This window comes from Sphingomonas hengshuiensis, from assembly GCF_000935025.1.
Lineage (GTDB): Bacteria > Pseudomonadota > Alphaproteobacteria > Sphingomonadales > Sphingomonadaceae > Sphingomonas > Sphingomonas hengshuiensis.
Window position 1 is genome coordinate 1,361,121 of record NZ_CP010836.1, and the last position, 24,598, is coordinate 1,385,718.

19 protein-coding genes are annotated in these 24,598 nt (G+C 66.6%); 9 read left to right on the top strand and 10 right to left on the bottom strand.

Annotated features, from left to right (window positions below; translation table 11 throughout):
* Window positions 1-6 precede the first annotated feature (6 nt).
* From pgl to TS85_RS24525, 5 genes are all read right to left on the bottom strand, one after another.
* Complete coding sequence (pgl, locus tag TS85_RS05965) at window positions 7-714, bottom strand: 6-phosphogluconolactonase (RefSeq protein WP_044331010.1); 708 nt, start codon at window positions 712-714, stop codon at window positions 7-9.
* Between the two features lie 54 nt (window positions 715-768).
* Window positions 769-2,226 carry a glucose-6-phosphate dehydrogenase gene (zwf, locus tag TS85_RS05970; RefSeq protein ID WP_044331011.1) on the bottom strand — a complete coding sequence of 486 codons (1,458 nt, stop codon included), beginning with the start codon at window positions 2,224-2,226 and terminating at the stop codon, window positions 769-771.
* A 78-nt stretch (window positions 2,227-2,304) separates the two neighbouring features.
* Window positions 2,305-3,246 (bottom strand): N-acetyl-gamma-glutamyl-phosphate reductase, encoded by a 942-nt coding sequence (gene argC, locus TS85_RS05975; RefSeq protein WP_044331012.1) that lies wholly within the window; start codon window positions 3,244-3,246, stop codon window positions 2,305-2,307.
* A complete protein-coding gene (locus tag TS85_RS05980; protein ID WP_320407147.1) occupies window positions 3,243-3,524 on the bottom strand; it encodes an SH3 domain-containing protein in 282 nt (93 codons plus the stop codon). Before TS85_RS05980 ends, argC begins: the two co-directional genes overlap by 4 nt.
* A gap of 28 nt (window positions 3,525-3,552) precedes the next feature.
* Window positions 3,553-3,930, bottom strand: coding sequence for a MarR family transcriptional regulator (locus TS85_RS24525; protein ID WP_077228493.1), 378 nt, complete (start codon window positions 3,928-3,930; stop codon window positions 3,553-3,555).
* 184 nt (window positions 3,931-4,114) lie between these two features.
* Here TS85_RS24525 and secG point away from each other — a divergent pair, with 184 nt between their 5' ends.
* Together secG and TS85_RS05990 are read left to right on the top strand one after the other, a co-directional pair.
* A complete protein-coding gene (secG, locus tag TS85_RS05985; RefSeq protein WP_044331016.1) occupies window positions 4,115-4,507 on the top strand; it encodes a preprotein translocase subunit SecG in 393 nt (130 codons plus the stop codon).
* 103 nt (window positions 4,508-4,610) lie between these two features.
* Window positions 4,611-6,242 (top strand): CTP synthase, encoded by a 1,632-nt coding sequence (locus TS85_RS05990; RefSeq protein ID WP_044331018.1) that lies wholly within the window; start codon window positions 4,611-4,613, stop codon window positions 6,240-6,242.
* 210 nt (window positions 6,243-6,452) lie between these two features.
* Here the strand turns inward: TS85_RS05990 and TS85_RS05995 are convergent, their stop codons facing one another.
* Window positions 6,453-6,917 carry an Hsp20 family protein gene (locus TS85_RS05995; protein ID WP_044331021.1) on the bottom strand — a complete coding sequence of 155 codons (465 nt, stop codon included), beginning with the start codon at window positions 6,915-6,917 and terminating at the stop codon, window positions 6,453-6,455.
* A gap of 248 nt (window positions 6,918-7,165) precedes the next feature.
* On the opposite strand from TS85_RS05995, the gene TS85_RS06000 reads away from it, so the two are divergent.
* The 4 genes from TS85_RS06000 to TS85_RS06015 all read left to right on the top strand — a co-directional run bounded on the left by TS85_RS06000 (window position 7,166) and on the right by TS85_RS06015 (window position 12,503).
* Window positions 7,166-9,607: a TonB-dependent receptor gene (locus tag TS85_RS06000; protein ID WP_044331023.1), complete on the top strand. Its 2,442-nt coding sequence runs from the start codon at window positions 7,166-7,168 to the stop codon at window positions 9,605-9,607.
* Window positions 9,608-10,100: 493 nt separating this feature from the next.
* Window positions 10,101-11,351 carry a lipoprotein-releasing ABC transporter permease subunit gene (locus TS85_RS06005; RefSeq protein WP_044331025.1) on the top strand — a complete coding sequence of 417 codons (1,251 nt, stop codon included), beginning with the start codon at window positions 10,101-10,103 and terminating at the stop codon, window positions 11,349-11,351.
* Complete coding sequence (locus TS85_RS06010; protein WP_044331027.1) at window positions 11,344-12,027, top strand: ABC transporter ATP-binding protein; 684 nt, start codon at window positions 11,344-11,346, stop codon at window positions 12,025-12,027. The genes TS85_RS06005 and TS85_RS06010 overlap by 8 nt, the downstream gene beginning before the upstream one ends.
* Entirely contained in the window at window positions 12,024-12,503 is a 480-nt protein-coding gene (locus tag TS85_RS06015) for a glutathione peroxidase (RefSeq protein ID WP_044331029.1), read from the top strand. The genes TS85_RS06010 and TS85_RS06015 overlap by 4 nt, the downstream gene beginning before the upstream one ends.
* A 190-nt stretch (window positions 12,504-12,693) precedes the next feature.
* Here the strand turns inward: TS85_RS06015 and TS85_RS06020 are convergent, their stop codons facing one another.
* Both TS85_RS06020 and TS85_RS06025 read right to left on the bottom strand, forming a co-directional pair.
* Entirely contained in the window at window positions 12,694-13,125 is a 432-nt protein-coding gene (locus TS85_RS06020; protein WP_044331031.1) for a hypothetical protein, read from the bottom strand.
* A gap of 1 nt (window position 13,126) precedes the next feature.
* Entirely contained in the window at window positions 13,127-13,603 is a 477-nt protein-coding gene (locus tag TS85_RS06025) for a division/cell wall cluster transcriptional repressor MraZ (protein ID WP_044331033.1), read from the bottom strand.
* A gap of 328 nt (window positions 13,604-13,931) precedes the next feature.
* Here TS85_RS06025 and dnaE point away from each other — a divergent pair, with 328 nt between their 5' ends.
* From dnaE to TS85_RS06040, 3 genes are all read left to right on the top strand, one after another.
* Complete coding sequence (dnaE, locus tag TS85_RS06030; protein ID WP_044331035.1) at window positions 13,932-17,411, top strand: DNA polymerase III subunit alpha; 3,480 nt, start codon at window positions 13,932-13,934, stop codon at window positions 17,409-17,411.
* A 113-nt stretch (window positions 17,412-17,524) separates the two neighbouring features.
* The gene (locus TS85_RS06035) at window positions 17,525-19,117 is read left to right on the top strand and encodes a long-chain fatty acid--CoA ligase (protein WP_044335964.1); all 1,593 of its coding nucleotides are present in this window, start codon (window positions 17,525-17,527) and stop codon (window positions 19,115-19,117) included.
* A gap of 107 nt (window positions 19,118-19,224) precedes the next feature.
* A complete protein-coding gene (locus TS85_RS06040; protein ID WP_052507783.1) occupies window positions 19,225-20,628 on the top strand; it encodes a M1 aminopeptidase family protein in 1,404 nt (467 codons plus the stop codon).
* A gap of 40 nt (window positions 20,629-20,668) precedes the next feature.
* Here TS85_RS06040 and TS85_RS06045 read toward each other — a convergent pair whose 3' ends face one another.
* Both TS85_RS06045 and TS85_RS24025 read right to left on the bottom strand, forming a co-directional pair.
* The gene (locus TS85_RS06045) at window positions 20,669-23,293 is read right to left on the bottom strand and encodes a M1 family metallopeptidase (protein WP_044331038.1); all 2,625 of its coding nucleotides are present in this window, start codon (window positions 23,291-23,293) and stop codon (window positions 20,669-20,671) included.
* 95 nt (window positions 23,294-23,388) lie between these two features.
* Window positions 23,389-24,588 carry a GGDEF domain-containing protein gene (locus tag TS85_RS24025; protein ID WP_052507784.1) on the bottom strand — a complete coding sequence of 400 codons (1,200 nt, stop codon included), beginning with the start codon at window positions 24,586-24,588 and terminating at the stop codon, window positions 23,389-23,391.
* Window positions 24,589-24,598 lie beyond the last annotated feature (10 nt).

Genomic DNA, 24,598 nt, shown 5'->3' on the forward strand with positions numbered 1-24,598 from the left:
ACGGGCTCATGCCGCCCAGTGAATGTCGATCGGCAGCTCGACATCGGCAAGGATGCGGCCGACGGGGTAGGGGGAGGAAGCGCCCTGTTCGATGGCGGCCTCAAGCACGTCGCGCTTGGCCTGGCCGGTGACGGCGATCATCAGCGCGCGGGCGCTGACGATTGCGGCGCGGCTCAGCGTCACGCGCGCGACCGGCGCCTCGGGCGGGAGCGGATCGGGCATCACGCCCAGCGCGCGGCGCTCCTTGGGGCCGTTGAGCGCCTCGTCATAATCGGGGCCGGGGAAGATCGACGCGGCATGGCCGTCGCCGCCTACGCCCAGCAGGCAAAGGTCGAGCGGCCAGTGCATGTCCTGGAGCAGCGCGTCGGCGGAGCGGCCCGCCGCCTTGTAATCGGCGATCGTCGCGCTGACCAACGGGATCACCCGCGCGCCCTTGGGGATGAAGATCTTGCCGATCGCGGTCACGTTCGACAGCGGATCGCCCAGCGGGACCATGCGATCGTCGCCGGGGACGATCGTCACCCTCTTCCAGTCGAGCTTCGCCTTGGCGAGCTTCTCGTAGATCGGCAGCGGGGTCTTGCCCCCCGCCAGCGCGACGACTGCCGCGCCGCGCGCATCGAGTGCGCTTTCGATGATGAACTGAACGTCACCTGCGACGGCCGCTGCCATCTCGTCGGCATCGTCATAGTCCCACCATTCGATTTCGGTCGTCATTCTAGCTCCTTGGAAATTCGGCAGGGTATATGGGGGATATATGGGCGGGCGCCGCTATTCGTTCCACGTCACGCCGTCGCGTTCGGTCAGCGCGACCGATGCGGACGGCCCCCAGCTTCCCGAGGCATAGGGCTTGGGCTTGGTGTCCTGGGTTTCCCATCCCTTGCGGATGCCGTCGACCCATTCCCACTGCGCCTCGACTTCGTCGCGGCGGACGAACAGCGTGGGATCGCCTTCGATCAAATCGAGCAGCAGCCGCTCATAGGCGATGCGGCGGCGCGTCCCGGCGAACTCGTTCTCGAGGCTGAGGTTCAGCGGCACTTCGCGCAGCCGCACGCCTTCGCGATCGAGCCCGGGCTGCTTGGCCATCACCAGCAGCCGGACATATTCCTCGGGCTGGAGGCGGATCACCAGCGTATTGGGCTTCAGCGAACCGCCGCGCTCGGCGAAGATCGAATGCGGCACCGGCTTGAACTGGACCACGATCTCCGACCGCCGCTCGGCCAGCCTTTTGCCGGTGCGCAGGTAGAAGGGGACGCCGTGCCAGCGCCAATTGTCGACATGCGCCTTGATCGCGACGAACGTCTCGGTGTTCGACGGCTTTTCCAGGTCGGTGGCATAATCGCGCACGATCTGGCCCTTCACCGCGCCGCCGCCATATTGGCCGGTGACGGTGAGTTGCGCGGTGTCCGCCCCTTCGATCTTGCGCAGCGACCGCAGCACCTTGACCTTCTCGTCGCGAATCGCGGTGCCGTCGAAGCGGGCGGGGGGCTCCATCGCGATCAGCGCGACGAGCTGGAGCATATGGTTCTGCACCATGTCGCGCAGCGCGCCGGTATCGTTGTAGAATCCCGCGCGCCCCTCCAACCCGACCGTCTCGGAGACGGTGATCTGGACATGGTCGATCCCCTGCGCGTTCCATACCGGTTCGAACAGCGAATTGCCGAAACGCAGCGCCAGGATGTTCTGGACGGTTTCCTTGCCCAGATAATGGTCGATGCGGAAGGTGCGGTCCTCGGGAAAGGCCGCGGCGACGAGGTCGTTGATCTCGCGGCTGGAGTCGAGGTCGCGGCCCAGCGGCTTCTCCAGCCCGATGCGGACATTCTCGCCGGCCAGCCCCGCCGATTGCAGGCCCTGGATCGTCGGGCCGAACAGCCACGGCGCGGTCGACAGGAATATCGCCATCCCGTTCGAAATATCGCCGAGCTTCTGCTTCAGCGCGTCGAACCCTTCCAGCGTCGATGCGTCGAGCGGCTGATAGTCGAGCCGTTGCAGAAAGCTTTCGACAACGCTGTCGTCCTTCAGGTCGTCCGGAAGGAACTCTTCCAGCGAGTGCCGGGCAAAGGCGCGAAATCCGGAATCGTCATGGTCCGAACGCGCGGTGCCGGTGATCGTCAGTCCCTTGGGAAGCAGTCCGTCTGCATGGAGCGCGAACAGCGACGGCAACAGCATCCGCTGCGCGAGATCGCCGGTGGCTCCGAACAAAAGCAGTTTGCCGACGGGTTGGAGCATCGTTCGCCTTTCCTCTGGTGCGCGCACGCTCGACACCATCGGGCGACAAAGATCAAGCGCCCGCCGTCCTCGGCTGGGCTAAAGCACCAGCCCCGCGACGGGATCGAGCCCGGCCATGATGTTCAGATTCTGGACCGCCGCGCCCGCCGCGCCCTTGCCCAGATTATCGAGCGTCGCGACCAGCCGCGCCTGGCCACGCTCGGCATTGCCGAACACGCGCAGGCTCAGCCGGTCGGTGCCGGCATCTTCCTCGATCGACACCGCGGACACGTCGGCGGGCAGGACGCGCACCAGCGGGCTGTCCTTATACGCATCGCGCAGCGCGTTCTCGATCGCCTCGATCGACGGGCGGCGCGTGAAGCTGTGGAGGGGCAGGGGCACCTCGACGACCATCCCGCGATAAGTGCGGACGACCGCGGGCATGAAGATCGGCGGATGCTCGATCCGGGCATGCTTCTGCATCTCGGGCACATGCTTGTGGGCAAGGCCGAGGCCATAGCCGCGAAACGCCGTCTGGGTGAAATCGGCGGCGTCGCTGTCCTCGAACTCGGCGATCATCGACTTGCCGCCGCCCGAATAGCCCGAGACGGCGTTGACGCTGAACGGAAAGTCGTGCGGCACCAGCCCGGCACGGACGAGCGGGCGGACCAGCGCGAGGAAGCCGGTGGGGTAGCAGCCGGGGTTGCTGACGCGCGCAGCGTCGGCGATCGCCGCCGCCTGGCCGGGCTCCAGCTCGGCAAAGCCATAGACCCAGTCGGGCGCGACGCGGTGCGCGGTCGATGCGTCGATCACGCGGACATGGCTGTTGCGGATCATCGCCACGGCTTCGCGTGCCGCATCGTCGGGTAGGCACAGGATCACGAAATCGGAGGAATTGAGCGCATCCTCGCGCTTGCGCGGGTCCTTGCGGTCCGAATCGGCCAGAATGATCGGCTCGATCCCCGGCCGTCCTTCCAGCCGTTCGCGAATCTCAAGCCCGGTGGTGCCGACGGCACCGTCGATGAACACCCGTGCGGTCATGCCGACGTCCCCAACGCGCCGGCGTCGATATAGCCGACCAGGCCCGGGCCGGGCGCGACGCCCCAGGCATGGGTACCGGCGAGTTCGAGCACTTCGAATACATCGCCGATTACGAGGTCGGTCAGCCCGGCCGAATCGCGCTGCGGACCCGCGCGCAGCACGGTTTGTGCAGTCACCACGCGCGGCATCGGCGCGGCGTAATGCGGCGCGAACACGCGGTCGGCGAGGCGGACATCGGCGAGGTCGCGCCGCACCGCATCGCGCCGCGGGTCGATCACGGGCGAGCGGCCCGACAGGGCAAAGCGCTTACGCGCTGGCCCGTTGCCGATGGGGCTCGCCGATGGATTCGCCAGCGAGGAAATGCCCGAACTCTGCAAGAAACTCTGCCCCTTCTGCGGTGCGCGCGACGAAGATGTTACGCTTGTCCGTGTCATCGCGCTGCCGGCGCAGATAGCCGAGCGTGCCTAGCCTATTCAAGGCGCGGGTTACTACAGGTTTGGAAACGTTCAATGCGCGCGCCAATCCGCGCACCGTATGAGGGCCCGGTTCCAGATATACCAGCATCAAAAGCGCCATCTGGCGGTTCGTAAGATCGGGCTCTCCTGACCGTACATAATCAATAAGCGTTTGCTTCCAAGAGGATAGCGATGGGTCAGGTATCGCGTTCACGGCAAATTTACTCATCCGTTACGACCCCGGCACGGGCCGGTTGTAGATCAAAACGCAGCCGAGGGCCGCGGGTTTCAGTGCGTTGGCGAAATGTTTCAGTTTTGTTTGAAGGGCGCCGGGGCGTCCCGGGGCGGCTTGCCGGTTGATCCGGGGGCGCCGGTCGCCTATGTCGCCGCTTTCCCAAACAGGTCGGGTGTTGATGTTCACTTTTCTGCTCGTCGTCCACGCTATCATCGCAGGCCTTCTGGTCGTGGTGATTCTCATGCAGCGCTCGGAAGGCGGCGGCCTCACCACTGGCGGCAGCCCGTCGGGGCTGATGTCGGCGCGGGGGGCGGCGGATTTCCTCACTCGGCTGACCTCGATCCTCGCGGCGATGTTCATCGGGATGAGTATCCTGCTCGCGGTGATCGCGGCGACGCGCCACTCGACGACGATCGACACCTCGCTTCAGCGCGCGCCCGTGGCGCCGGTGACCTCGCCCACGTCCGCGCCCGCGGTGCCCTTCGCGGTCGGCAACAGCGCCGCACCCGCTGCACCGGCTGCCGCGGCTCCCGCCGAAACGGGTAACGGCGCGGTTCCGCTCGCGCAGTAATCGCGCGAAGCCCTCGCTTCCGCCCGGTCAACGGGCGTTTTACCATTAATTTGGATTCGCGCGCTTGTCGGCGCGCGCATTCTCACGCTAGGCGTTTTCTCCCATGGCGCGGTATATTTTCATCACCGGCGGCGTGGTCTCCTCGCTGGGCAAGGGTCTGATGGCGGCAAGCCTCGCGGCGTTGCTCCAGGCCCGAGGCTATCGAGTCCGCATCCGCAAGTTCGATCCCTATCTCAACGTCGACCCCGGCACGATGTCGCCGCACCAACATGGTGAGGTCTATGTCACAGATGACGGCGCCGAGACCGATCTCGACCTCGGCCATTATGAGCGGTTCACCGGAGTCGCGTCGCGCCAGTCGGACAACGTCACCTCGGGGCGGATCTACAAGACGATCATCGAGCGCGAGCGGCGCGGCGACTATCTGGGCGCCACCGTCCAGGTGATCCCGCACGTCACCGACGCGATCAAGGCGTTTGCCCAGGCCGAGACCGAAGACCTCGATTTCGTGCTGTGCGAGATCGGCGGGACGGTGGGCGACATCGAGTCGCTGCCCTTTATCGAGGCGATTCGCCAGCTCCGCAACGACCTGGGCCGCGGCCAGACGGTGAGCATCCACGTCACGCTGGTCCCTTACATCTCGGCCGCGGGCGAGCTGAAGACCAAGCCGACCCAGCATAGCGTGCGCGAACTGGCGGCGCTGGGCGTCCAGCCCGACGTGCTCGTCTGCCGCTCGGAACGCCCGCTGCCCGCCGGCGATCGCGCCAAGATCGCGCAATTCTGCAACGTGCCGCCCGCCGCGGTCATCCCCGCGCTGGATGCGAAGAGCATTTATGCCGTGCCGATGCAGTATCACCGCGAGGGACTGGATTCGGAAGTGCTGCGCGCCTTCGGTATCGATCCCGGCGAGCCGCCCGCGCTCGATCGCTGGGAGGACATCATGCGCCGCCTGGAAAATCCCGAGGGCGAAGTCACGATCGGGGTGGTCGGCAAATATATGGGCGTCCCCGATGCCTATAAGTCGCTGCACGAGGCGCTCGTCCATGGCGGCATCGCCAATCGGGTGAAGGTCAATATCCGCTGGATCGACGCCGAATTGTTCGAGCAGAGCGAGCAGGAAGTCGCCGCCAAGCTCGAGCCGATGCACGGCATCCTCGTCCCCGGCGGGTTCGGCGAGCGCGGCAGCGAGGGCAAGATCGCGGGGGTGCGATTTGCGCGCGAACGCGGCGTGCCGTTCTTCGGCATCTGCCTGGGGATGCAGATGGCCTGTATCGAGGGCGCCCGCGATCAGGGCGTCGCCGATGCCTCCACCACCGAATTCGGCCCGACCGAAGAGCCGGTGGTCGGCATGATCACCGAATGGATGACCACCGCGGGCCTCCAGAAGCGTGAAGAGGGCGGCGACCTGGGCGGCACGATGCGGCTGGGCGCCTATCCGGCGCGGCTGTCGGGTAACAGCGTCGTCTCGACGATCTATGGCGAGACCGACATCAGCGAACGGCATCGCCATCGCTATGAAGTGAACACCCATTACAAGGACGTGCTGGAGCGCGGCGGGCTGGTCTTCTCGGGCATGTCGCCCGACGGTTCGCTGCCCGAAATCGTCGAGCGGCCCGACCACCCCTGGTTCGTCGGCGTCCAGTTCCACCCCGAGCTCAAGTCCAAGCCCTTCAGCCCGCACCCGCTGTTCGCCAGCTTCATCGAAGCGGCGGTCAAGCAGAGCCGGCTGGTTTAAGGCACGGCCACGAACAACAAACCCGTTCGTGCTGAGCCTGTCGAAGCACGGTGAGTCTCACTGCCCTTCGACAAGCTCAGGGCGAACGGTGTCGGGTGGATCACCCCGCCGTCATCCCTCGCTAAAAAACCAAGAGGCGCCCGGGCCGAAACCCGAGCGCCCCTGCTGCGACGCCCAAAGGGAGGAAAGCGTCGCGAGCCGTATCAGGCGTTATGCCGCGTTGCGGTGATCGATCGCGATCGGCTGGCTGCCCGCGTTGACGGCGATCTTGCGCGGCTTCATCGCGTCGGGCACCTCGCGGACCAGCGCGATCACGAGCAGGCCGTCGGCAAGATCGGCACTTTCGACGCGGACGAAGTCGGCGAGTTCGAAACGGCGTTCGAAGCTGCGGTTGGCGATGCCGAGATGCAGGTACGCGCCCTGGTTATTCTCGTTCTCCTCGCGCTTCTTGCCGGTGACGAGCAGCAGGTTCTGCTGTGCCGTGACTTCGATCTCGTCGGGCTTGAACCCCGCCACCGCCAGCGTGATGCGATAGCGATCCTCGGCGATGCGCTCGAGGTTGAACGGGGGATAATTCTCGCTGCCCGCCTGACGGGCGCTGGCTTCGAGCAAGTCGAACAGCCGGTCGAACCCGATCGTCGAGCGGCGGAAGGGCGTGAAATCGAACTGACGCATGTCAAATCCTCCAATGAGCAAGTTGAACGTCCAAAATCGAGTGCCCGGAGCTGCCGCGGCACTCTGAGCGCGGCCCCGTCGGGGCGCCGCGCTGAGTCAGATTTGGGAACTCCATTGGCGCTTTCAAGGGCGCCCGGAATGGTTCCGCGCGCGACCGGCAATGCGCGCTAGGGACGCCTAAACATTCGCTTGCTGGCCAATGTCCCCCAAAACAGTGGAGATTAAACGCATCAACAAAGGGGAACCCCATGAGTCTTGCCTCGCTGTCGCTGCTGCTCCTCGCCGGCGCCTCGCCGTCCGCCATCGCCGCGCCCCGCCTCGACCCGCCCGTCATGGTCGCGACCGACGGCGCCAACGACGATCCCGACGCGCAACAGGCGCCGGCGGTGCAGGACCGCAACGACATCGTCGTGACTGCCCGCCGCCGCGAGGAGCGGGTGCAGGACGTGCCGATCGCGCTGTCGGTGCTGAGCGGCGAGACGCTGGCCGATAGCGGCGCGTTCAACGTCAACCGGCTCCAGCAGCTCCAGCCGTCGCTGCAATTCTATTCGAGCAATCCGCGCAACTCGGCGATCAACATCCGTGGGCTCGGCGCGCCGTTCGGGTTGACCAATGACGGGATCGAGCAGGGCGTCGGCTTCTATGTCGACGGCGTCTATATCGGCCGCATCGGCGCCTCGACCTTCGATTTCGTCGATGTCGAGCGCGTCGAGGTGCTGCGCGGGCCGCAGGGCACGCTGTACGGCAAGAATACCACTGCCGGCGCACTCAACATCACCACCCGCGCGCCCAGCTTCACGCCCGAGGCGAAGATCGAGCTGAGCGGGGGCAATTATAATTTCATCCAGGCCAAATCCTCGGTGTCCGGCCCACTGAGCGATCAGGTCGCGGTGCGCATCTCGACCTCGGGCACGACGCGCAAGGGCACGATCTATAACGAGACCAGCGGCGAGTATCTGCATCGCCAGCGCAACATCGGCGTGCGCGGCCAGGCATTGTGGAAGCCCAATGACGCGATCGACATCACGCTGTCGGGTGACGTCAATATCCAGAGCCCCGATTGCTGCGTCCAATATTACGCCCGAGTCGGCGCCACCCAGCGCGCGACCAACCGCCAATATGCCGCGCTCGCGACGGCGCTGAACTATACCCCGCCGAGCACCAACCCGTTCGACCGCGTCACCGATCTCGATGCCAGCATCAATTCGCGGCAGGAAGTCGGCGGTGCGTCGCTCGTCGCCAATTGGGATCTGGGGCCAGCGACGCTGACGTCGGTCAGCGCGTGGCGCTATTGGGACTGGCAGCCACAGAATGATCGCGATTTCACCGGGCTGCCGGTCACCACGGTCTCGCAGAACCCGTCGCAGCAGAAGCAATATTCGCAGGAGCTGCGGCTGGCGTCGAATGGCGCGAACACGCTCGACTATACAGTCGGCGCGTTCCTCTTCCACCAGACGATCCACACCCAGGGATCGCAGGTGCAAGGGTCGGCGGCGAGCCGCTGGCTGTTGTCGGGCAGCGATGCGCTGAACCCCAACGTGCTCAACGGCCTGACCTCGACCAACACGATCAGCTTCGACAACACCAGCTTCGCGGTGTTCGGCAAGCTCAATTGGGAAGTCGCGGGCGGGCTGCATCTCCAGCCCGGGCTGCGCGTGAATTACGACAAGAAGTCGGGCTTCTACGAATCGGTCGTCAGCATCCATAACAGCCAGTATGATTTCGTCGCGACGGCGGACAATGTCGCCGCGCTGCTCGCGGCGAAGCCCGTCGGCGCGGCGCGGACGACGTTCCAGAACCAGATCAACACGCTCGCGCCGCAGCGCTACAGCCCGGCGTTCAGCGACTGGAACGTGTCGGGCGACGTCACGCTGTCCTATGACTTCAGCCCCGACATCCACAGCTATGCGACCTATGCGCGCAGCTTCAAATCGGGCGGCATCAATCTGTCGGGCCTGCCGCTGAACTCGACCAGCACGGGTGTCGACCTGTCGACCCAGACGGTGAAGCCCGAAAAGGTCGACCATTTCGAGATCGGGCTGAAGACCCAGTTCCTCGACCGGCGGCTGACGGTCAATCTGGCGGGCTATTGGACCGAGATCACCGATTACCAGGCGACGGTGAACAACAACGCGATCAACGTGATTCGCGGCTATCTCGCCAATGCGGGCAAGGTGCGGTCGCGCGGGTTCGAGCTGGATTCGAGCTTCCGTCCCAGCCAGCGCGGCAATGTCTATTTCAACGCCGCCTATACCGACGCCACCTATCGCAAGTTCACCAACGCGCCATGCCCCCCCGAATTGTCGGGTGGCAGCGCGAGTCCGGCGTCGTGCGACATTTCGGGCCAGGTCCTGCCCGGCATCTCCAAATGGTCGCTGTCGTTCGGCGGCGAAGTCAACGCGCCCGTCGCCAATGGGGGCCAGGTCTATTTCGGCTATGACGGCAGTTATCGCTCGCGCTTCTCGTCCAACCCGTCGGCTTCGGCCTATACCTGGATCGAGGGCTATTCGCTGTCGAACTTCCGCGCGGGGTATCGCAAGGACGATTTCAACCTGTTCGCCTGGGTCCGCAACGCCTTCGACCAGCAATATTTCGAGCTGCTCTCCACCCAGTCGGGCAGCACCGGGCTCATCGTCGGCCAGCCCGGCGATCCCCGCACCTATGGTTTGACGGTCAGCAAATCGTTCTGATCGTCCCAGCGGCTAGCCTCTCGCCATGGCCGGGGGAGGTTGGCGGGCCGGGTGGGGGAGAACATGCCCCCGCCCGGTCCGAAACGGGAAGGGAGGCGGAGCCCGCACCGCCTCCCTTTCTTTTTCCTGTCAGAGTGTCCCCTCACGCGCGGGTCCGGAAACGCAAACGACCGGACTGTTGCCAGCCCGGTCGCCTGCGTGACGAATGCTCGTCAGCCCCCTTTGTCAGGCTTTGCCCACACACTCGTACTTGCCTACGAGCGGGACTGAAGCCCTCCCCGAACCACGGCCTTTGCCTGCGTTTCGACAAGGGTTTTGCTAGGGCGGGCGGGCGCGTTTGTCACCGGCTTTGGGAGGGTGCTGCGCAGATTGGTCGCACCCTGTGTTGAATCGGCAACATTCCAGCAGCGACGCGCAATCCCGCTCGCGCATTGCCAGCGCGGTGCCGCTTGGCCTAGAGCGGCGCGAGCACTCCATCAGGGCACCGGTTCGCATGTTTCTCTCGCGCTACGAGCGGATGATCGCCCGCCGCTATCTTCTTCCGGGCCGGAGCGAGGCGTTCATCGCCGTCGTCGCGGGGTTCAGCCTGGTCGCGGTCATGCTCGGCGTCGCCGCGCTGATCGTCGTGATGAGCGTGATGAACGGCTTCCGGGCGGAATTGTTCGACAAGATCACCGGGCTGAACGGCCATGCCGTGATCCAGGGCTATGGCGGCCAGCTCCGCGACTGGCGCCAGATCGTCGCGGAGGTGCGCGCGACGCCGGGGGTCACCAGCGCTACGCCGCTGATCGAACAGCCGCTGTTCGCCAGCTTCAACGGCCGCGTCGAATTCGCGCAGGTTCGGGGGATGCGCGTCGAGGACATCCGCACCAACCCGGCGATGAAGGGCAAGGAAGTGCTCGGGTCGCTCAACAGCCTGAAGCCCGGCGGCGAGGAAATCGCGATCGGATCGCGCCTCGCCGAATCGCTCGGCGCGACGATCGGCAGCAGCATCTCGATCATCAACCCGCAAGGGTCGGCGACGGTGTTCGGGACGATGCCCCGGATCGTCCAATATCGGGTGGCGACGATCTTCGAGCTCGGCATCTATGATTTCGACAAGATCTTCATCGTCATGCCGATCGAGGACGCGCAGACGCTTCTGCTCCTCGGCGACGCGGTGAGCATGATCGAGATCGACACCAATGATCCCGATCATGTCGAGCGGATCATCGCCCCGCTCAACGACAAGGTCGGCGATCGCGGCCAGATCACCGATTGGCGGATGATGAACCGCGAACTGTTCGAGGCGCTGGCGGTCGATCGGATCGTGTCGTTCACGGTGCTGTCGATCATCCTGATCGTCGCGGCGTTCAACATCGTCTCGTCGCTGATCATGCTCGTCCGCTCGAAGACGCGCGACATCGCGGTGCTACGCACGATGGGCGCCACGCGCGGCGGGCTGATGCGCATCTTCGTCACCGTCGGCGTGACGATCGGCGCATTGGGCGTCGCGGCGGGCGGGGTGCTCGGCTATCTGTTCATCACCTTCCGCGCCAATGTCGTCCAGTTCATCGGGCTGGTGACCGGGCAACAGGTATGGGACCCCTCGATGCGCTTCCTCACCGAGTTGCCCGCGCGCACCGATCCGGTCGAGACGATCGGCATCTGCCTGATGGCTTTGCTCTTTACCTTCCTCGCCACGCTGTACCCGGCGTGGAAAGCTGCGGGCACCGATCCCGTCCAGGTGTTGCGCTATGAATGATCCGGTTCTTGAAACGCGCGGGCTGAAGCGCAGCTTTACCCAGGGTGAGGCGACGATCCACGTCCTGCGCGGCGTCGACCTGACCATCCAGCCGGGCGAAATCGTCGGGCTGCTCGGCCCCTCGGGATCGGGCAAGTCGACCCTGCTCCAGGCGGTCGGCCTGCTCGAAGGCGGGTTCGAGGGATCGATCCGCATCGCGGGCAAGGAGGCGGCGCAGCTTCCCTCGGGCGGGCGTACCGAGGTGCGCCGCGATTGCCTGGGCTTCGTCTATCAGTTTCACCATCTCCTGCCCGATTTCAACGCGCTCGAGAATGTCGTCCTGCCCCAGATGATCCACGGCGCACTCCGCAAGGAGGCCGATTCGCGTGCCGCCCTGCTGCTGACCGCGCTGGGGCTGGGCGGGCGGCTGACGCATCGCCCCAGCCAGCTATCGGGCGGCGAGCAGCAGCGCGTCGCGGTCGCCCGCGCGCTCGCCAACCGCCCGGCGCTGGTGCTGGCCGACGAGCCCACCGGCAATCTCGACGAAGCGACCGCGGACAAGGTGCTCGAACAATTGCTCGAACTGGTGCGCGGCGAGGGATCGGCGGCGCTGATCGCGACGCATAATGAACGGCTGGCGGCGCGGATGGACCGTGTCGTCCGGCTGCATGACGGTTTGCTGGAGGAACGCGCATGACGGCGATCACTGACATTCCCGTCCGCACCGCCGATGGCGCGGAAACGACGCTCGCCGACTATGCGGGCAAGGTGCTGCTGATCGTCAACACCGCGTCGAAATGCGGCTTCACCCCGCAATATGCCGATCTCGAGGCGCTGCATCGCACCTATGGCGAGCGTGGCTTCGCAGTGCTCGGCTTCCCGTGCAACCAGTTTGGCGGGCAGGAGCCGGGCGATGCCGAGGAAATCGCCAATTTCTGCTCGCTGACCTATGATGTCAGCTTCCCGGTCTTCGCCAAGATCGACGTCAACGGCGAGGACGCTGCACCGCTGTTCGAGGAACTGAAGAAGCGGGCGCCCGGCGTGCTGGGCTCAAAGTCGATCAAGTGGAACTTCACCAAATTCCTGGTCGATCGCGCGGGCAACCCGGTCGAACGCTATGCCCCGACGACCTCGCCCAAGGACCTGACCGGCGATATCGAGAAGCTGCTGTAGCACGCCCCGCTGAGGCGGCGGGACGCAACAGGGCGCGGCGTCCCGCCACCGGCGCGGGAATGGCGGGCGCCGCTCGGCGCAAGGCGCCATTCCCCTGCCTGCTGCGCGGCGACGGGGGGGAGGAGGGGGAACCCTCCCGCCGCCGCGCACGGGACCGCGGGCGCGATGCGTCGCGCCGCTGCGGCCCCGATCAGTTGCCGCCTGCTCCGGGCAGGCAGATCACGCCTTGGTCGCCGGTTTCGACGACGCTGATGTCGGGCTGGTCTTCGCTCCCGATCAGCCGGGCGAGGCTGGCGAGCGTGCCGACCATCGTCGTTACGCCCTTTATAGGACGCCCGCGCGGATCGCGGCGGGGAAGGGGGCGCCCGCTCCGCGGATCGCGGCGGCGCACCGGCGGGGGGGCGATCGTCGCCATCCGCTCCGCCACCGACGCGGCGTCGCCCGCACGCCCGAATTCGCGCCACACCACGTGAAACCCGGCGGGGACCGCGACCCAGTCGCCGTCACCGATGCTGTGGATCAGGTCGCGCCCGCAATGGTGGCAGACGCTGAATTCCAGCCCCTGGTTCTGATGCCGCGTCGCGACGGGGACATGCCCCAGGACCGAACAGAGAATTCCCATCTCAATGCACTCCCTTGGAGGGGCCGGCGTCCAGCGTGAAGGCTGCCAGCGCGCGGACCTGATCATCGTCACTCTGCATCGCGAGGTCAGGGTTCCATATCTCGAAACGGTCGCCCGCGCCCAGGAAGAGTGCCAGCCCGCCGATCCGGCCCAGGTGGCGCATTTCCGCCGGGATGCGCAGCGTCGCATCGGCGCGCGGCATCCGCCCGACCAGTCCGAAGCTGCGTCGCATCCGCCGATAATGGCCGCGCGCATCCTCGCCGCGCGCTTCGTCGGCCAGCCGCCGGCGCTCGTTGCGCGCGGCGACCGTGTCGAGATGCGCCCGGTCATAGCCGACCAGGCAGGCGTCCGATTCATGCTTTCCGACCAGCAATTCGGGGCGGTCGGCATCCAGCGCTTCGTTAACGAAGCCGGGCATCGGGACATTGCCATCGGCATCGACTTCGCACAGCGCGCTTCCGTGAAATAGGCTACTCATGGGCTTCACTCGCTTGCTAGTTACTGGCTGAATAAGCAGCATAATCTTTTGCGGTTGGGCCGCTGTCCGGCCTCTGCCTTGTAATTGCCATAATAGCGCCCAATTCTGATCCCCCGATGAACCGTTCTAATTTATAGATGAAACGAGTTAACTATAGAGTGACCGTCCCCGGCCCGAGTCGCCATTCCGGATGCTTCCCATCCGCGACAGTGCGCTAAGGCGGCAACCGGGTCGGCGATCTACGGGTATGCGGTAAAAGGATTTTTTAACCTGTGGACGGTGCCGCTGGGCGGTTGGCGAATCGCCCTCGACCCGGCTAGGATCGGGAATGGCGCATTCGGGTTTCGTACCGCTTCGGGTTTTCTCTTCCTACACGATGCTGGAAGGCGCGATCGAGCCCAAGGCGATCGCCAAGCGTGCGCGCGAACTGGGCTTTCCGGCGGTCGCGGTCAGCGATCGCAACGGGCTCTACGCCGCGATGCCCTTTTCCGATGCGTGCAAAAAGGCGGGGGTCCAGCCGATCGTCGGCACGCTGCTCGCGGTCAAGCGCCCCGACCTGCCCGATGGCGTCGCGACTCAAGTCGACTGGCTCGCGCTCTATGCGCAGGACGAGGCGGGCTACACCAATTTGTGCAACCTCGTGTCGATGGCGCATCTCGATCGCCCGATCGAGGAAGACGCGCATGTCACGTTCGAGGCGCTGGCGGGGCGCACCGACGGGCTGATCGCGCTGACCGCCGGCGCCGATGGCGGGCTCGCGCGGCTCTATGCCGAGGGGCAGGACGCCGCGGCGGAGGCCTATGCCGCGCGGCTGGAGGCGCTGTTCCCCGACCGGCTCTATATCGAGATCGTCCGCCGCCTGAACGAAGTCGAGGGGCGCGCCGAGGCCAAGCTGCTCGACTATGCCTATGCCCGCGATCTCCCGCTGGTCGGCACCAATCCGTGCTGCTTCGCCGAGGAGACCTTCCACGAGGCGCATGACGCGATGCTGTGCATCGCCAATTCGTCGTACATCGCCAGCGACGATCGCCCGCGCAGCTCGCCCGACGCCTGGATGAAGCCCGCGACCGAGATGCGCGCGCTGTTCGCCGATCTGCCCGAGGCGATCGCGAACACGCTGGTCGTGGCGCAGCGCTGCGCAGTGTCGGCGCCCAAGCGCAAGCCGATCCTCCCCAGCCTCGCGGGTGACCGCGAGGGTGAGGCGCGGATGCTGCGCGAACAATCGCTGGCGGGGCTCGACATGCGGCTGGAAAAGGCCGGGATCACCGACGCCGAGCAGCGCAGGCTCTATGCCGAGCGGCTCGAATTCGAACTCGACGTCATCATTCAGATGGGGTTCCCCGGTTACTTCCTGATCGTCGCCGACTTCATCAAATGGGCGAAGGCGCACGATATTCCGGTGGGGCCGGGGCGTGGTTCGGGCGCGGGTTCGGTCGTCGCCTGGGTGCTGACGATCACCGATCTCGATCCGCTCAAGCTCGGGCTGCTGTTCGAACGCTTCCTCAACCCCGAACGCGTGTCGATGCCCGACTTCGACATCGATTTCTGCGAAACGCGGCGCGGCGAAGTCATCCGCTACGTCCAGCAGAAATACGGGTCGGACCATGTCGCGCAGATCATCACCTTCGGGACGATGAAGGCGCGCGCGGTGCTCAAGGATGTCGGGCGCGTGCTCCAGATGAGCTATGGCCAGGTCGATCGCCTCGCCAAGCAGATCCCGAACCTCCCCGCCGATCCCTGGACGCTGGAACGCACGCTCAACGGCGTCAGCGAGTTTCACAACGAGTATAAGACCGACACCGGCGTCCGCCACCTGATCGACCTGTCGATGCGGCTGGAGGGGCTGCCGCGCCACAGCTCGACCCACGCGGCGGGCGTCGTGATCGGCGATCGTCCGCTCGCGGAGCTGGTCCCGCTGTACCGCGATCCGCGCTCGGACATGCCCGTCACCCAGTTCGACATGAAATATGTCGAGGGCGCCGGCCTGGTGAAATTCGACTTTCTCGGCCTCAAGACGCTGTCGGTGCTCAAGAAGGCCGTCGAGCTGATCGGCGACCGCGGGATCGAAGTCGATCTCGACACGCTCGGATGGGACGATCACGAAGTCTATGACCTGCTCCAGCGCGGCGACACGGTCGGCGTGTTCCAGCTCGAATCGGAGGGCATGCGCCGCACGCTGACCGCGGTGCGCCCAACCAATTTCGGCGACATCATCGCGCTCGTCTCGCTCTATCGTCCGGGCCCGATGGACAACATCCCCAGCTTCGGCCACCGCAAGGCGGGGCGCGAGGAGATCATCTATCCGCACGACCTGCTCGAGCCGATCCTGAACGAAACCTACGGGATTTTCGTCTATCAGGAACAGGTGATGCAGGCCGCGCAGATCCTCGCGGGCTATTCGCTGGGCGGCGCCGACATGCTCCGCCGCGCGATGGGCAAGAAGATCAAGGCGGAGATGGACACCCAGCGCGCGATCTTCGTCGAAGGCTGCGCGCGGGTGAACGGGATCAAGCAGGCCAAGGCGAACGAACTGTTCGACTTGATCGACAAGTTCGCCGGCTACGGCTTCAACAAATCGCACGCCGCCGCCTATGCGCTGCTCGCCTATCAGACGGCGTGGCTGAAGGCGCATTACCCGCACGAATTCTTCGCCGCGTCGATGGCCTATGACATCCACCAGACCGACAAGCTGGCGATCTTCGCCGACGATATGCGCCGGCTGGGGATCGAATGCCTGCCGCCCGACATCAACTTCAGCCTCGCCGACTTCAACGTCGAGAAGCATGGCGAGGGCTATGCGGTCCGCTATGCGCTCGGCGCGCTGAAGGGCGTCGGCGAGCGCGCGATGGAATTGCTGGTCGAGGAACGCGACACCAATGGCCGTTTCCGCTCGGTCGACGATTTCGCCAAGCGCGTCGATCCGCGGCTGCTCAACAAGCGCCAGGTCGAGACGCTGACCGCGGCGGGGGCGTTCGACGCGATCGAGCCCAATCGTGCCGCGCTGTTCGCTGCGGCGGAGACCGTGCTGGCGGTGGCGCAGCGCACGCAGGAGAGCCGGACGAGCGGGCAGGGCGGGCTGTTCGGCGAGTCCGAACCCGGCGGCGGCGCGGTCCAGCTTTCGGCCAAGGCGCATTGGTCGATGGCCGATCGCACCTCGGCGGAAAAGGACGCGTTCGGCTATTATTTCTCGGCGCACCCGCTCGATCGCTACGCGCATCTCGCGCGCACGCACGGCGCCCGCGACATCGCGACGCTGGGCGAGGTTCCGGTGCCCGAGGGAGGCCGCGTCGGCGCGACGATCGCCGCGCTGATCGAGGATGCGCGCTGGCGCACCTCGGCGCGCGGCAATCGCTATCTGATGGCGACGATTTCCGACACCAGCGGGCAATGCCCGACCAGTTGCTTCGACGAGCCGGTCGCGAAGGAAATGGAGGAGGTCGCCCGCGCCGGCGGCTGCGCGATTCTCACCGTCGAGCTCGACAAGCGCCCGGGCGAGGATACGCCGCGCATCGCGATCAAGCGCGTCCAGCCGTTCGAGACGCTGGCGGGGACGGCCCGCCTGCTGCTCGACCTCCATGTCGACGATGCCGCCGCGATCCCGCGCATCGCCGAGGTGATCGGCGGGCTGCGCGGCGGGCGCAGCACCGTGCGGCTCTGGGTGCCCTATGGCGCATCGGGGCAGGCGGAGGTCGTGCTCGGCCGGAATTTCCTGATCGACGAAGAGCTTGTCGGCAAGATCGGGACGCTGCCCGGCATCCGCGCCGCCGAATTCGGCAGGCCCGAAGTGACGCTCGCCGCCGCCGCATGAGGCAATCCTAGGCCGGGTATGCTCGGCACATAGTTTGACACACAGGGCGCTCTCGACTTCCCACCCGTAAAAACGGTATTCTTCGCCAAACAAGAATGGCGTTGGAGAGCGATATGCTGGGTGGAATGCAGGATTTCGAGCTTCGGGTATCCACCTTGCTCGATCACGCGGCGCGCGAGCACGGATCGCGCGAGATCGTCACGCGCTGGGCCGATGGCAGCGAGACGCGCACCGACTGGGCAGGGATCGCCCGCGACGCGCGGCGGCTGGCGCAGGCGCTGGAGCGGCTGGGGGTGAAGCCCGGCGACCGGGTCGCGACGATGGCGATGAACCACAGCCGCCATCTCGTCGCCTGGTATGGCACGATCGGGATGGGCGCGCTGATCCACACGATCAATCCCCGGCTGTTCGACGACCAGCTCGCCTTCATCGCCAACCATGCCGAGGACCGGGTGCTGCTCTACGATAAGGCGTTCGCGCCGATCGTCGACCGGCTGCGCGGCCAATGGCCGACGATCGCGCACTATGTCTGCTTCGACGGCGACGACGCGCAAGGGTTCGAGGCGCTGATCGCGCGCGAGGACGGCGACTATGCCTGGGTCCAGGGCGACGAGCGCGAACCGTGCATGCTCTGCTACACCAGCGGGACGACGGGCAATCCCAAGGGCGTCGTCTACACCCACCGCTCCACCGTGATCCATGCGATCACCGAGTTACAGCCGGCGGAGTTTGACCTGTCGACGCAATCGGTGGCGATGCCGATCGTCCCGATGTTCCACGCGGTCGGCTGGGGGCTGCCCTTTGCCGGGGCGGCGGTCGGGGCAAAGTTCGTGTTCTCTGCGGTCAACGAGCCCAGAATCCTCTGCGACCTGATGAACCGCGAAAAGGTCACGCATTCCGCCGGGGTGCCCACGGTCTGGTTCGGCATGTTCCAGCATATGGATGCGACCGGCGATGCGCCGCAGCACCTGAAGATCGTGACGATCGGCGGATCGGCCGCACCGCGCGCGATGATCGAGCGGCTGATGCGGATGGGCGTCCGCGTCAACCATGCCTGGGGGATGACCGAGACGTCGCCGATCGGCACGATGGGCGCGCCCTCCGCCGATTGGGACGATCTCAGCTTCGAGCAACAGGTCGATCAGGTCGCGATGCAGGGCAAGGTGCCGTTCGGCGTCGAACTGCGCGTCGTCGATGACGAGGGCGCGGTGCTACCCCGCGACGGCAAGAGCTCGGGCCGGCTCCACGTCCGCGGCCCCTGGGTCATCCGCCAGTATTTCGGCGAGGAGGCGCCCGCGGTCGATGCCGATAACTGGTTCGATACCGGCGACGTCGCGGTGCTGCACCCCGACGGCACGATGCAGATCACCGATCGGGCGAAGGACGTCATCAAATCGGGCGGTGAGTGGATCAGCTCGGTCGAGCTGGAAAATGCCGCGGTCGGCTGTGCGGGCGTCGCGGAGGCGGCGGCGATCGGCGTGTATCACCCGCGCTGGGAGGAGCGCCCGATCCTGCTGGTGGTGCGCAAGCCCGGCAGCGAGGTGACCGCCGAGGCGATCCAGGCCTATCTGGCGCAGCACGTCGCGCGCTGGTGGCTGCCCGACGAAGTCCATTTCGTCGACGAGCTGCCCCACACCGCGACGGGCAAGCTGCTCAAGACCGCGATCCGCGCGCGCTACAAGGATTTCCGGCTGGCGGCGGCTTGACAGCCGGCGCCCGTTCCCGCGATTGTGTGTTATAGACATAACACGCAATCGCGGGGGCAGGCCTCTTGTCACGAAGCTTTCGGTGGGCAGCGCTGCTCGGCGCGGCGATGGTTGCGGCGTCTCCGGCAACGGCGATACACCGGGGAGCGCCCTCCACCGCCGCCGTCGCGAAGCGCGATTATCACGCGCGCCTCACCCGCCAGCGCGATGGAAGCTGGCTGCTCGACTATCGCTTTTCCCGCGCTGCGCCGGTCTGGTTCTTCGTCCGATCCGCGCCCACCCGCCAGGGGCAATCGTGGCGACTGGCCAGCTGGCGGGTCGAGACGCCCGGCGTGCGGCTCGAACGGCATGGGCGGTACGATTCGCTGGTCGGGGCTGGGCCGATCGATCGCGTGCGCATTCGCATCACCCCCTTCGCCCAGTCGCTCAGGGCCGATTATTCGCCGTTCCTGCTGTTTTCGGAGGGTGGGGCGGCGGTCTATGACGGCCATTACGAAATCTATCCGCTGCAATCGGCGGAAGCGGCCGCGGCGCTGCCCGATGACCTGAACGGCGTGCCGCTCGATGCCGGCGGCAGGATCGAGATTGCGGCACCCGGCGGGCGCGTGCTGTATCGGGGCGTTGCCCACCGCGGGCGTTTTCGCCGCGATCTGGGCGGCGAGAGCGGCTATGCCTATGTCGGGCGCACACCCGTTATCGAAACGCCCGCGCTTGCGGGCATCTTCGATCCCGGACTCCCGCCCTGGATTCGCGCGGAACTCGACACCTTCACGCCCCGGCTGTTCGCGCTGTATCGCGCGCGGCTCGGCCCCAGTATCGCGGCAAGGCCCATGGCGCTGGTCTCCTGGGGCGGCGCCAAGCGACCGGGGACGTCGCTTGGCGGCAGCGTGCTGGAAGCGATGGTGGTCCTCCAGATCGAAGGCGCGCAGACCGTTGCCGCAACCCCGGCGGTGCTCCAGCGGGTGCGCTGGTTCCTCGGCCATGAAAGCGCGCATTTCTGGATGGGTCAGACGGTCCGCTATGCCCGCCGGGCAGATGCCTGGATCGATGAGGGCAGCGCCGATGTGATGGCGGTCCGCGCCCTCGAACGGCTGGTGCCGGGCTATGACGCGCGGGACGCGTTTCAGCGCGAAGTGGACGATTGCATCAGGGAGAATGGGCCGGGCATGGCGCTGTCGGGCGCCTCCGCGCGCGGCAACACTCGCGCCAACTATGCCTGTGGCGCGGTGCTGCTCCTCGCTGCCGAGGGCGCGGTGCGCAAGCGCGAAGCCGGGGCGGATGCCTTCACCTGGCTGCGCGGGCTGATCGATGCCAACCGCGCCGATGGCAAGGTGACGCAGGCCGATTGGCTGGCGGCGTTCGATGCCGCCACTGGCGATCCGGCGCTGGGCGCGCGGGTTCGCAGCTATCTGGACAGCGGCGTCGCCGATCCGGCGGCGTTCGTCGCCGAACTGTTCGCCGCCACCGGCGTTGCCTTCAGCCGCGACTCGGGCAGGATCGTCCTGCGCTGACCGGGCACAGCGTGCATCGTGTGCGCCCGGCCTCGCAGGATCAGCGCGCAGCCGCCATTACCCCGGCGCTCACATCACCCGCCTTCGCCTCGCGGAACCGCGCGCAATTGCGGATCGCGTCGAGCGATCGGTCGAGGTTGAGCGCGCTGTCATTGCCCAGTTGCGGGCGCAGCTTGGCATCGACCGCGCTCGCCGCCTCCATCGTGCACAGCACGCCGAACATCTGCGCCGCGCGGCCCGAGAAAATCCCGCCGCCGCCGCCGGCCTTCACGAACGTGTCGAAATTGGTGAGCATGTAATCGCTCGCCAGCCCCTGCGTGGCGTAGTTCTTCAGGAAGCCCGCGGTGGTGAACAGCCGCTGGATCGCCGGCAGGCGCGGGTCCTTGAAGTCGTTGAGGAACCAGCGCGCGACCTCGGCATTGCCCGATGCCGACAGGCCCCGGAACGCCGCCTCCCGCAGCCCCCGCTTCGAGGACGCCAGCGCGGCCTCGACCAGCGTCTTGGCGAACGGGACACCCCGGTCCTCGACGGTCGTGCGGACCGCGAGCAGCCCATATTGCGGGTCCAGCGCCGCGGTATCGCCCGCCAGATAGGCATCGAGCGCCGCAGCCAGCTTCGCGCGCAGTGCCGGGTCATGCCCTGCGCCCGCGACCAGCCCGAGCAGGTCGGACCGCAGCGCGCGCGTGTCGGGGCTGTCGCCCGCGCTCTTGCCCAGCGCAGGATCGAAGCCCAGCTTCGCCAGCGCCGGGGCATAGATCGACGCGATCAGCTTCCGATAGGCCGGCAATGCCTCCGCCGAGATCAGCCCGCGCCGCTCCAGCCCCTCCAGTTCCTCGCCATTGTCGAGCTGCACCTTGGTCGAGGGATGCGCGGCCATCGCCCTGCTCAGCGCAATGGGGGCCAGGACGCCGCTGCGCCCGGCATAGAAGGACGCCCATACGCTGTCGTTCAGCGCCAGCCCCTCGCCATCGGGCAGCGTGGCCCCGGCTGCGATCAGCGCATTCCAGTCGGCGGGGTCGAGTTCGAAGCGGTAATAGCCCCAGCCGCCGGCATTGGGCATGATCGGCCCGGTGCCGTTGGCGGCGACGGGCTGGCTCGCCATGTCGACCAGCGTACAGCTCTGGGTCGGGCCGCGGCGCAGGCATAGCGGGATCAGCCATTTCTCGGCGGGCGCGTTGCTGCCGAAAGCGGCGTAGCGCATCTGGCTGGCGATCAGCGCATTGCCCTGGCGGTGCAGCGTGACGACGGGCAGGCCCTGCTGGTCGACAAAGCTGCGCAGCGACGCGAGCACGCGCGGGTCCTTCGCGGCCTCGGCGAGCGAGGCGAAGAATTCGTCCGTCGTCGCATTGCCATGCATGTGCCGCTGCATGTGCAGCCGCACGCCGTCGCGGAACTTGGTGTCGCCCATATAGGCGGCGATCATCCCGACGACCTGGCCGCCCTTGCCATAAGTGATCTGGTCGAACGCGGCGTTGATGTCGGCATCGGTCGGGATCGGCCCGTGGATCGGCCGCCCGGCGGCCAGCGCGTCGATGTCCATCGCCTCGAACGCCTCGCCGATCGCGTCGAGCCCGATCTTGAGGTCGGGGCGCCATTCATTGCCGATGCGGTATCCCATCCAGTTGGCGAAGCTCTCGTTCAGCCAGAGGTCGTCCCACCAGGCGGGGGTGACGAGGTCGCCAAACCATTGGTGCGACAATTCATGCGCCACGATCATCCCGAACGAACGCTTGTTCTCGCTCGGCGCGCTTTCGTCGAGGAACAGGATGCCGTCGCCGTAGATGTCGGCGCCGGCATTCTCCATCGCGCCCGGCATCACCGGCGACCCGATCTGGTCGAGCTTGGGATAGGGGAAGGGCTGGTCGAAATAGGCCTCCAGCAGCGTGACGATCTTGCCCGATTCGTCGAGCGCATATTGGAGCTGGTCGGCATTGGGCTTGGTGCCGACGATGCGCAGCGGCAGCGGCTCCTTGCGCTGCGGGCTGGGGGGTACCACCGTCTCGGCGACCGCGAACGGCCCGACGACGAACGCGATCAGATAGGTCGGCAGCGGCTTGGTGGGAATGAAGCGGTGGACGACCAGGTCGCCGACTTTTTCGGTACCCGATTCGGGCGCGTTGCTGATCGCGACATCGCCCGCCTTGGTGGTCAGCGACACCGTGAACGGGGTCTTGTACCCCGGCTCGTCGAACGAGGGGAATGCGGCGCGCGCATCGATCGATTCGAACTGCGTCCAGCTATACCATTCCTTCTCGATATTGAGATGGTAGAGCCCCGCGGGGCTGCCCGCGAACGCCGCGTCATAATCGAATTTGAGCGTCAGCTTGCCCGGCGCCACGGTCTTGCCGAAGTCGACCTGGGCAAGGCCGGTGGGGCTTTTCTGCGCGAAGGTGACGGGGATTTCCTGCCCGCCGATCACTGCCGTCGCCTTGGTCACATGCAGGTCGCGCCCGTGCATGTAGAAGGCGGCGGCGGGCTTGGTCAGCGTCACGTCGATCTCGGTATGCCCGCTGAACCGCGGCTGGCCGGGAAGGATCGTCAGGTCGAGCCGATAGGCGATCGGCGTCACCGTATCGGGCAGCTTGCCCGCAGGCGGGGCGTCCGACTGGGCAAGCGCGGCGGCGGGAAAGAGCATAGCGCAGAGCGCGAGGGCGAAGAAGCGCATCGAGATTCCTGGAACGAGGGTGACGTTGCTTACGGCGCCAGGTGCCCTATGGCAATGTTACACCACGCCGCGCGCGCAACCGGACAAGGCCGCGTTCAACTGGCCAAATGGGTCCGGTTGCGGCCTTCCTCCTTGGCGCGGTACAGCGCGGCGTCGGCACGGGCCATCAGCGTGTCGCGGTCCTCGCCGGGCATCAGTTGCGCAACGCCGATGCTGACTGTCATCGGCACTTCGTTGCCGTCGGGGAGCCGCGAGCGCAGCGCCGCGACGCGCTCCCGGATGCGTTCCGCCGCAATCGCCGCTGCGCGGTCGTCGGTATCGGGCATCACCACGCCGAATTCCTCGCCGCCCAGCCGCCCCGGCACGTCGGTCGCGCGCGTCGCCTCGTTCAGCGCCTCGGCGACGGTCCGCAGCACCGTGTCGCCCGCCTGGTGCCCGAGGCTGTCGTTGATCGCCTTGAAATGGTCGAGGTCGATGATCGCCAGCGACAGCGGCGCGCCGATCCGCGTGGCGCGCGCATGTTCCGCATCCAGCACCGCGAACAGTGCGCGGCGATTGGCGAGCTGGGTCAGTTCGTCGCTGGTCGCGGCAAGCCGCAGCCGGTCCTGCGCATCGAGCGTCGCCGCGCGCGCACGCGAAGATGCGATGCCCGTCCCGGCGCTGACTCCGAGGCACAGCAGCGCCAGCCCCGAGACCGCGCGCTGCGTCGATTCGATCCGGTCCAGCTTGTGCTGGCTGGCGGCCTCGCGCGCGTCCAGCCGCTGGCGTTCCTCCTCCTCGATTCGCGCGATCGCGCTGAGCAGCCCTTCGATATCATGTTCGCGCATATCGGCGCTGATCCGCGCCACCGCCTCTGCGCGTTTGCCCTGGTCGGTCAGATCGGCGGTCTCGCGCAGCACGCCCAGGAAGCCCGCGAGTCGCGCATCCATCAGCGCCAGATTGGCGCGCTGCGACGGATTGCCCTCCGTCAGCCTGCGCAGTTCCGCCGCCAGCCGCGGCGCCTGTTCGCGGCCCTGTGTATACGCGGCAAGGAACATCGACTCCCCCGTGAGCAGATACCCGCCTTCGCCGCGCAAGGCTTCGTGGACCGCCGAGCGCGTCTCGCTCGCCGCCAGCAATATTTTCAGCACGTGCAGGTCCGCAGCCTCGCCGGCGCGACGTTCCGCGGCGGCCTCCCGCTCGGTGAACATCAGCACCGCAAGTAATGCGGCCAGCATCGCAAGCGCCGTGAAGCCGATCCAATGGCGCAGCCTGCTCGATCGTCTCTCGTCGATGCCGGTTCGTCTGGGACGCATTCCTTATCCT

What these genes read in the sequence shown, in the direction of transcription:
- pgl (WP_044331010.1), bottom strand. Translation starts at nt 714, where the DNA reads ATGACGACCGAAATCGAATGGTGGGACTATGACGATGCCGACGAGATG.
- zwf (WP_044331011.1), bottom strand. Translation starts at nt 2,226, where the DNA reads ATGCTCCAACCCGTCGGCAAACTGCTTTTGTTCGGAGCCACCGGCGAT.
- argC (WP_044331012.1), bottom strand. Translation starts at nt 3,246, where the DNA reads ATGACCGCACGGGTGTTCATCGACGGTGCCGTCGGCACCACCGGGCTT.
- TS85_RS24525 (WP_077228493.1), bottom strand. Translation starts at nt 3,930, where the DNA reads ATGAGTAAATTTGCCGTGAACGCGATACCTGACCCATCGCTATCCTCT.
- secG (WP_044331016.1), top strand. Translation starts at nt 4,115, where the DNA reads ATGTTCACTTTTCTGCTCGTCGTCCACGCTATCATCGCAGGCCTTCTG.
- TS85_RS05990 (WP_044331018.1), top strand. Translation starts at nt 4,611, where the DNA reads ATGGCGCGGTATATTTTCATCACCGGCGGCGTGGTCTCCTCGCTGGGC.
- TS85_RS05995 (WP_044331021.1), bottom strand. Translation starts at nt 6,917, where the DNA reads ATGCGTCAGTTCGATTTCACGCCCTTCCGCCGCTCGACGATCGGGTTC.
- TS85_RS06000 (WP_044331023.1), top strand. Translation starts at nt 7,166, where the DNA reads ATGAGTCTTGCCTCGCTGTCGCTGCTGCTCCTCGCCGGCGCCTCGCCG.
- TS85_RS06005 (WP_044331025.1), top strand. Translation starts at nt 10,101, where the DNA reads ATGTTTCTCTCGCGCTACGAGCGGATGATCGCCCGCCGCTATCTTCTT.
- TS85_RS06010 (WP_044331027.1), top strand. Translation starts at nt 11,344, where the DNA reads ATGAATGATCCGGTTCTTGAAACGCGCGGGCTGAAGCGCAGCTTTACC.
- TS85_RS06015 (WP_044331029.1), top strand. Translation starts at nt 12,024, where the DNA reads ATGACGGCGATCACTGACATTCCCGTCCGCACCGCCGATGGCGCGGAA.
- TS85_RS06020 (WP_044331031.1), bottom strand. Translation starts at nt 13,125, where the DNA reads ATGGGAATTCTCTGTTCGGTCCTGGGGCATGTCCCCGTCGCGACGCGG.
- TS85_RS06025 (WP_044331033.1), bottom strand. Translation starts at nt 13,603, where the DNA reads ATGAGTAGCCTATTTCACGGAAGCGCGCTGTGCGAAGTCGATGCCGAT.
- dnaE (WP_044331035.1), top strand. Translation starts at nt 13,932, where the DNA reads ATGGCGCATTCGGGTTTCGTACCGCTTCGGGTTTTCTCTTCCTACACG.
- TS85_RS06035 (WP_044335964.1), top strand. Translation starts at nt 17,525, where the DNA reads ATGCTGGGTGGAATGCAGGATTTCGAGCTTCGGGTATCCACCTTGCTC.
- TS85_RS06040 (WP_052507783.1), top strand. Translation starts at nt 19,225, where the DNA reads ATGGTTGCGGCGTCTCCGGCAACGGCGATACACCGGGGAGCGCCCTCC.
- TS85_RS06045 (WP_044331038.1), bottom strand. Translation starts at nt 23,293, where the DNA reads ATGCGCTTCTTCGCCCTCGCGCTCTGCGCTATGCTCTTTCCCGCCGCC.
- TS85_RS24025 (WP_052507784.1), bottom strand. Translation starts at nt 24,588, where the DNA reads ATGCGTCCCAGACGAACCGGCATCGACGAGAGACGATCGAGCAGGCTG.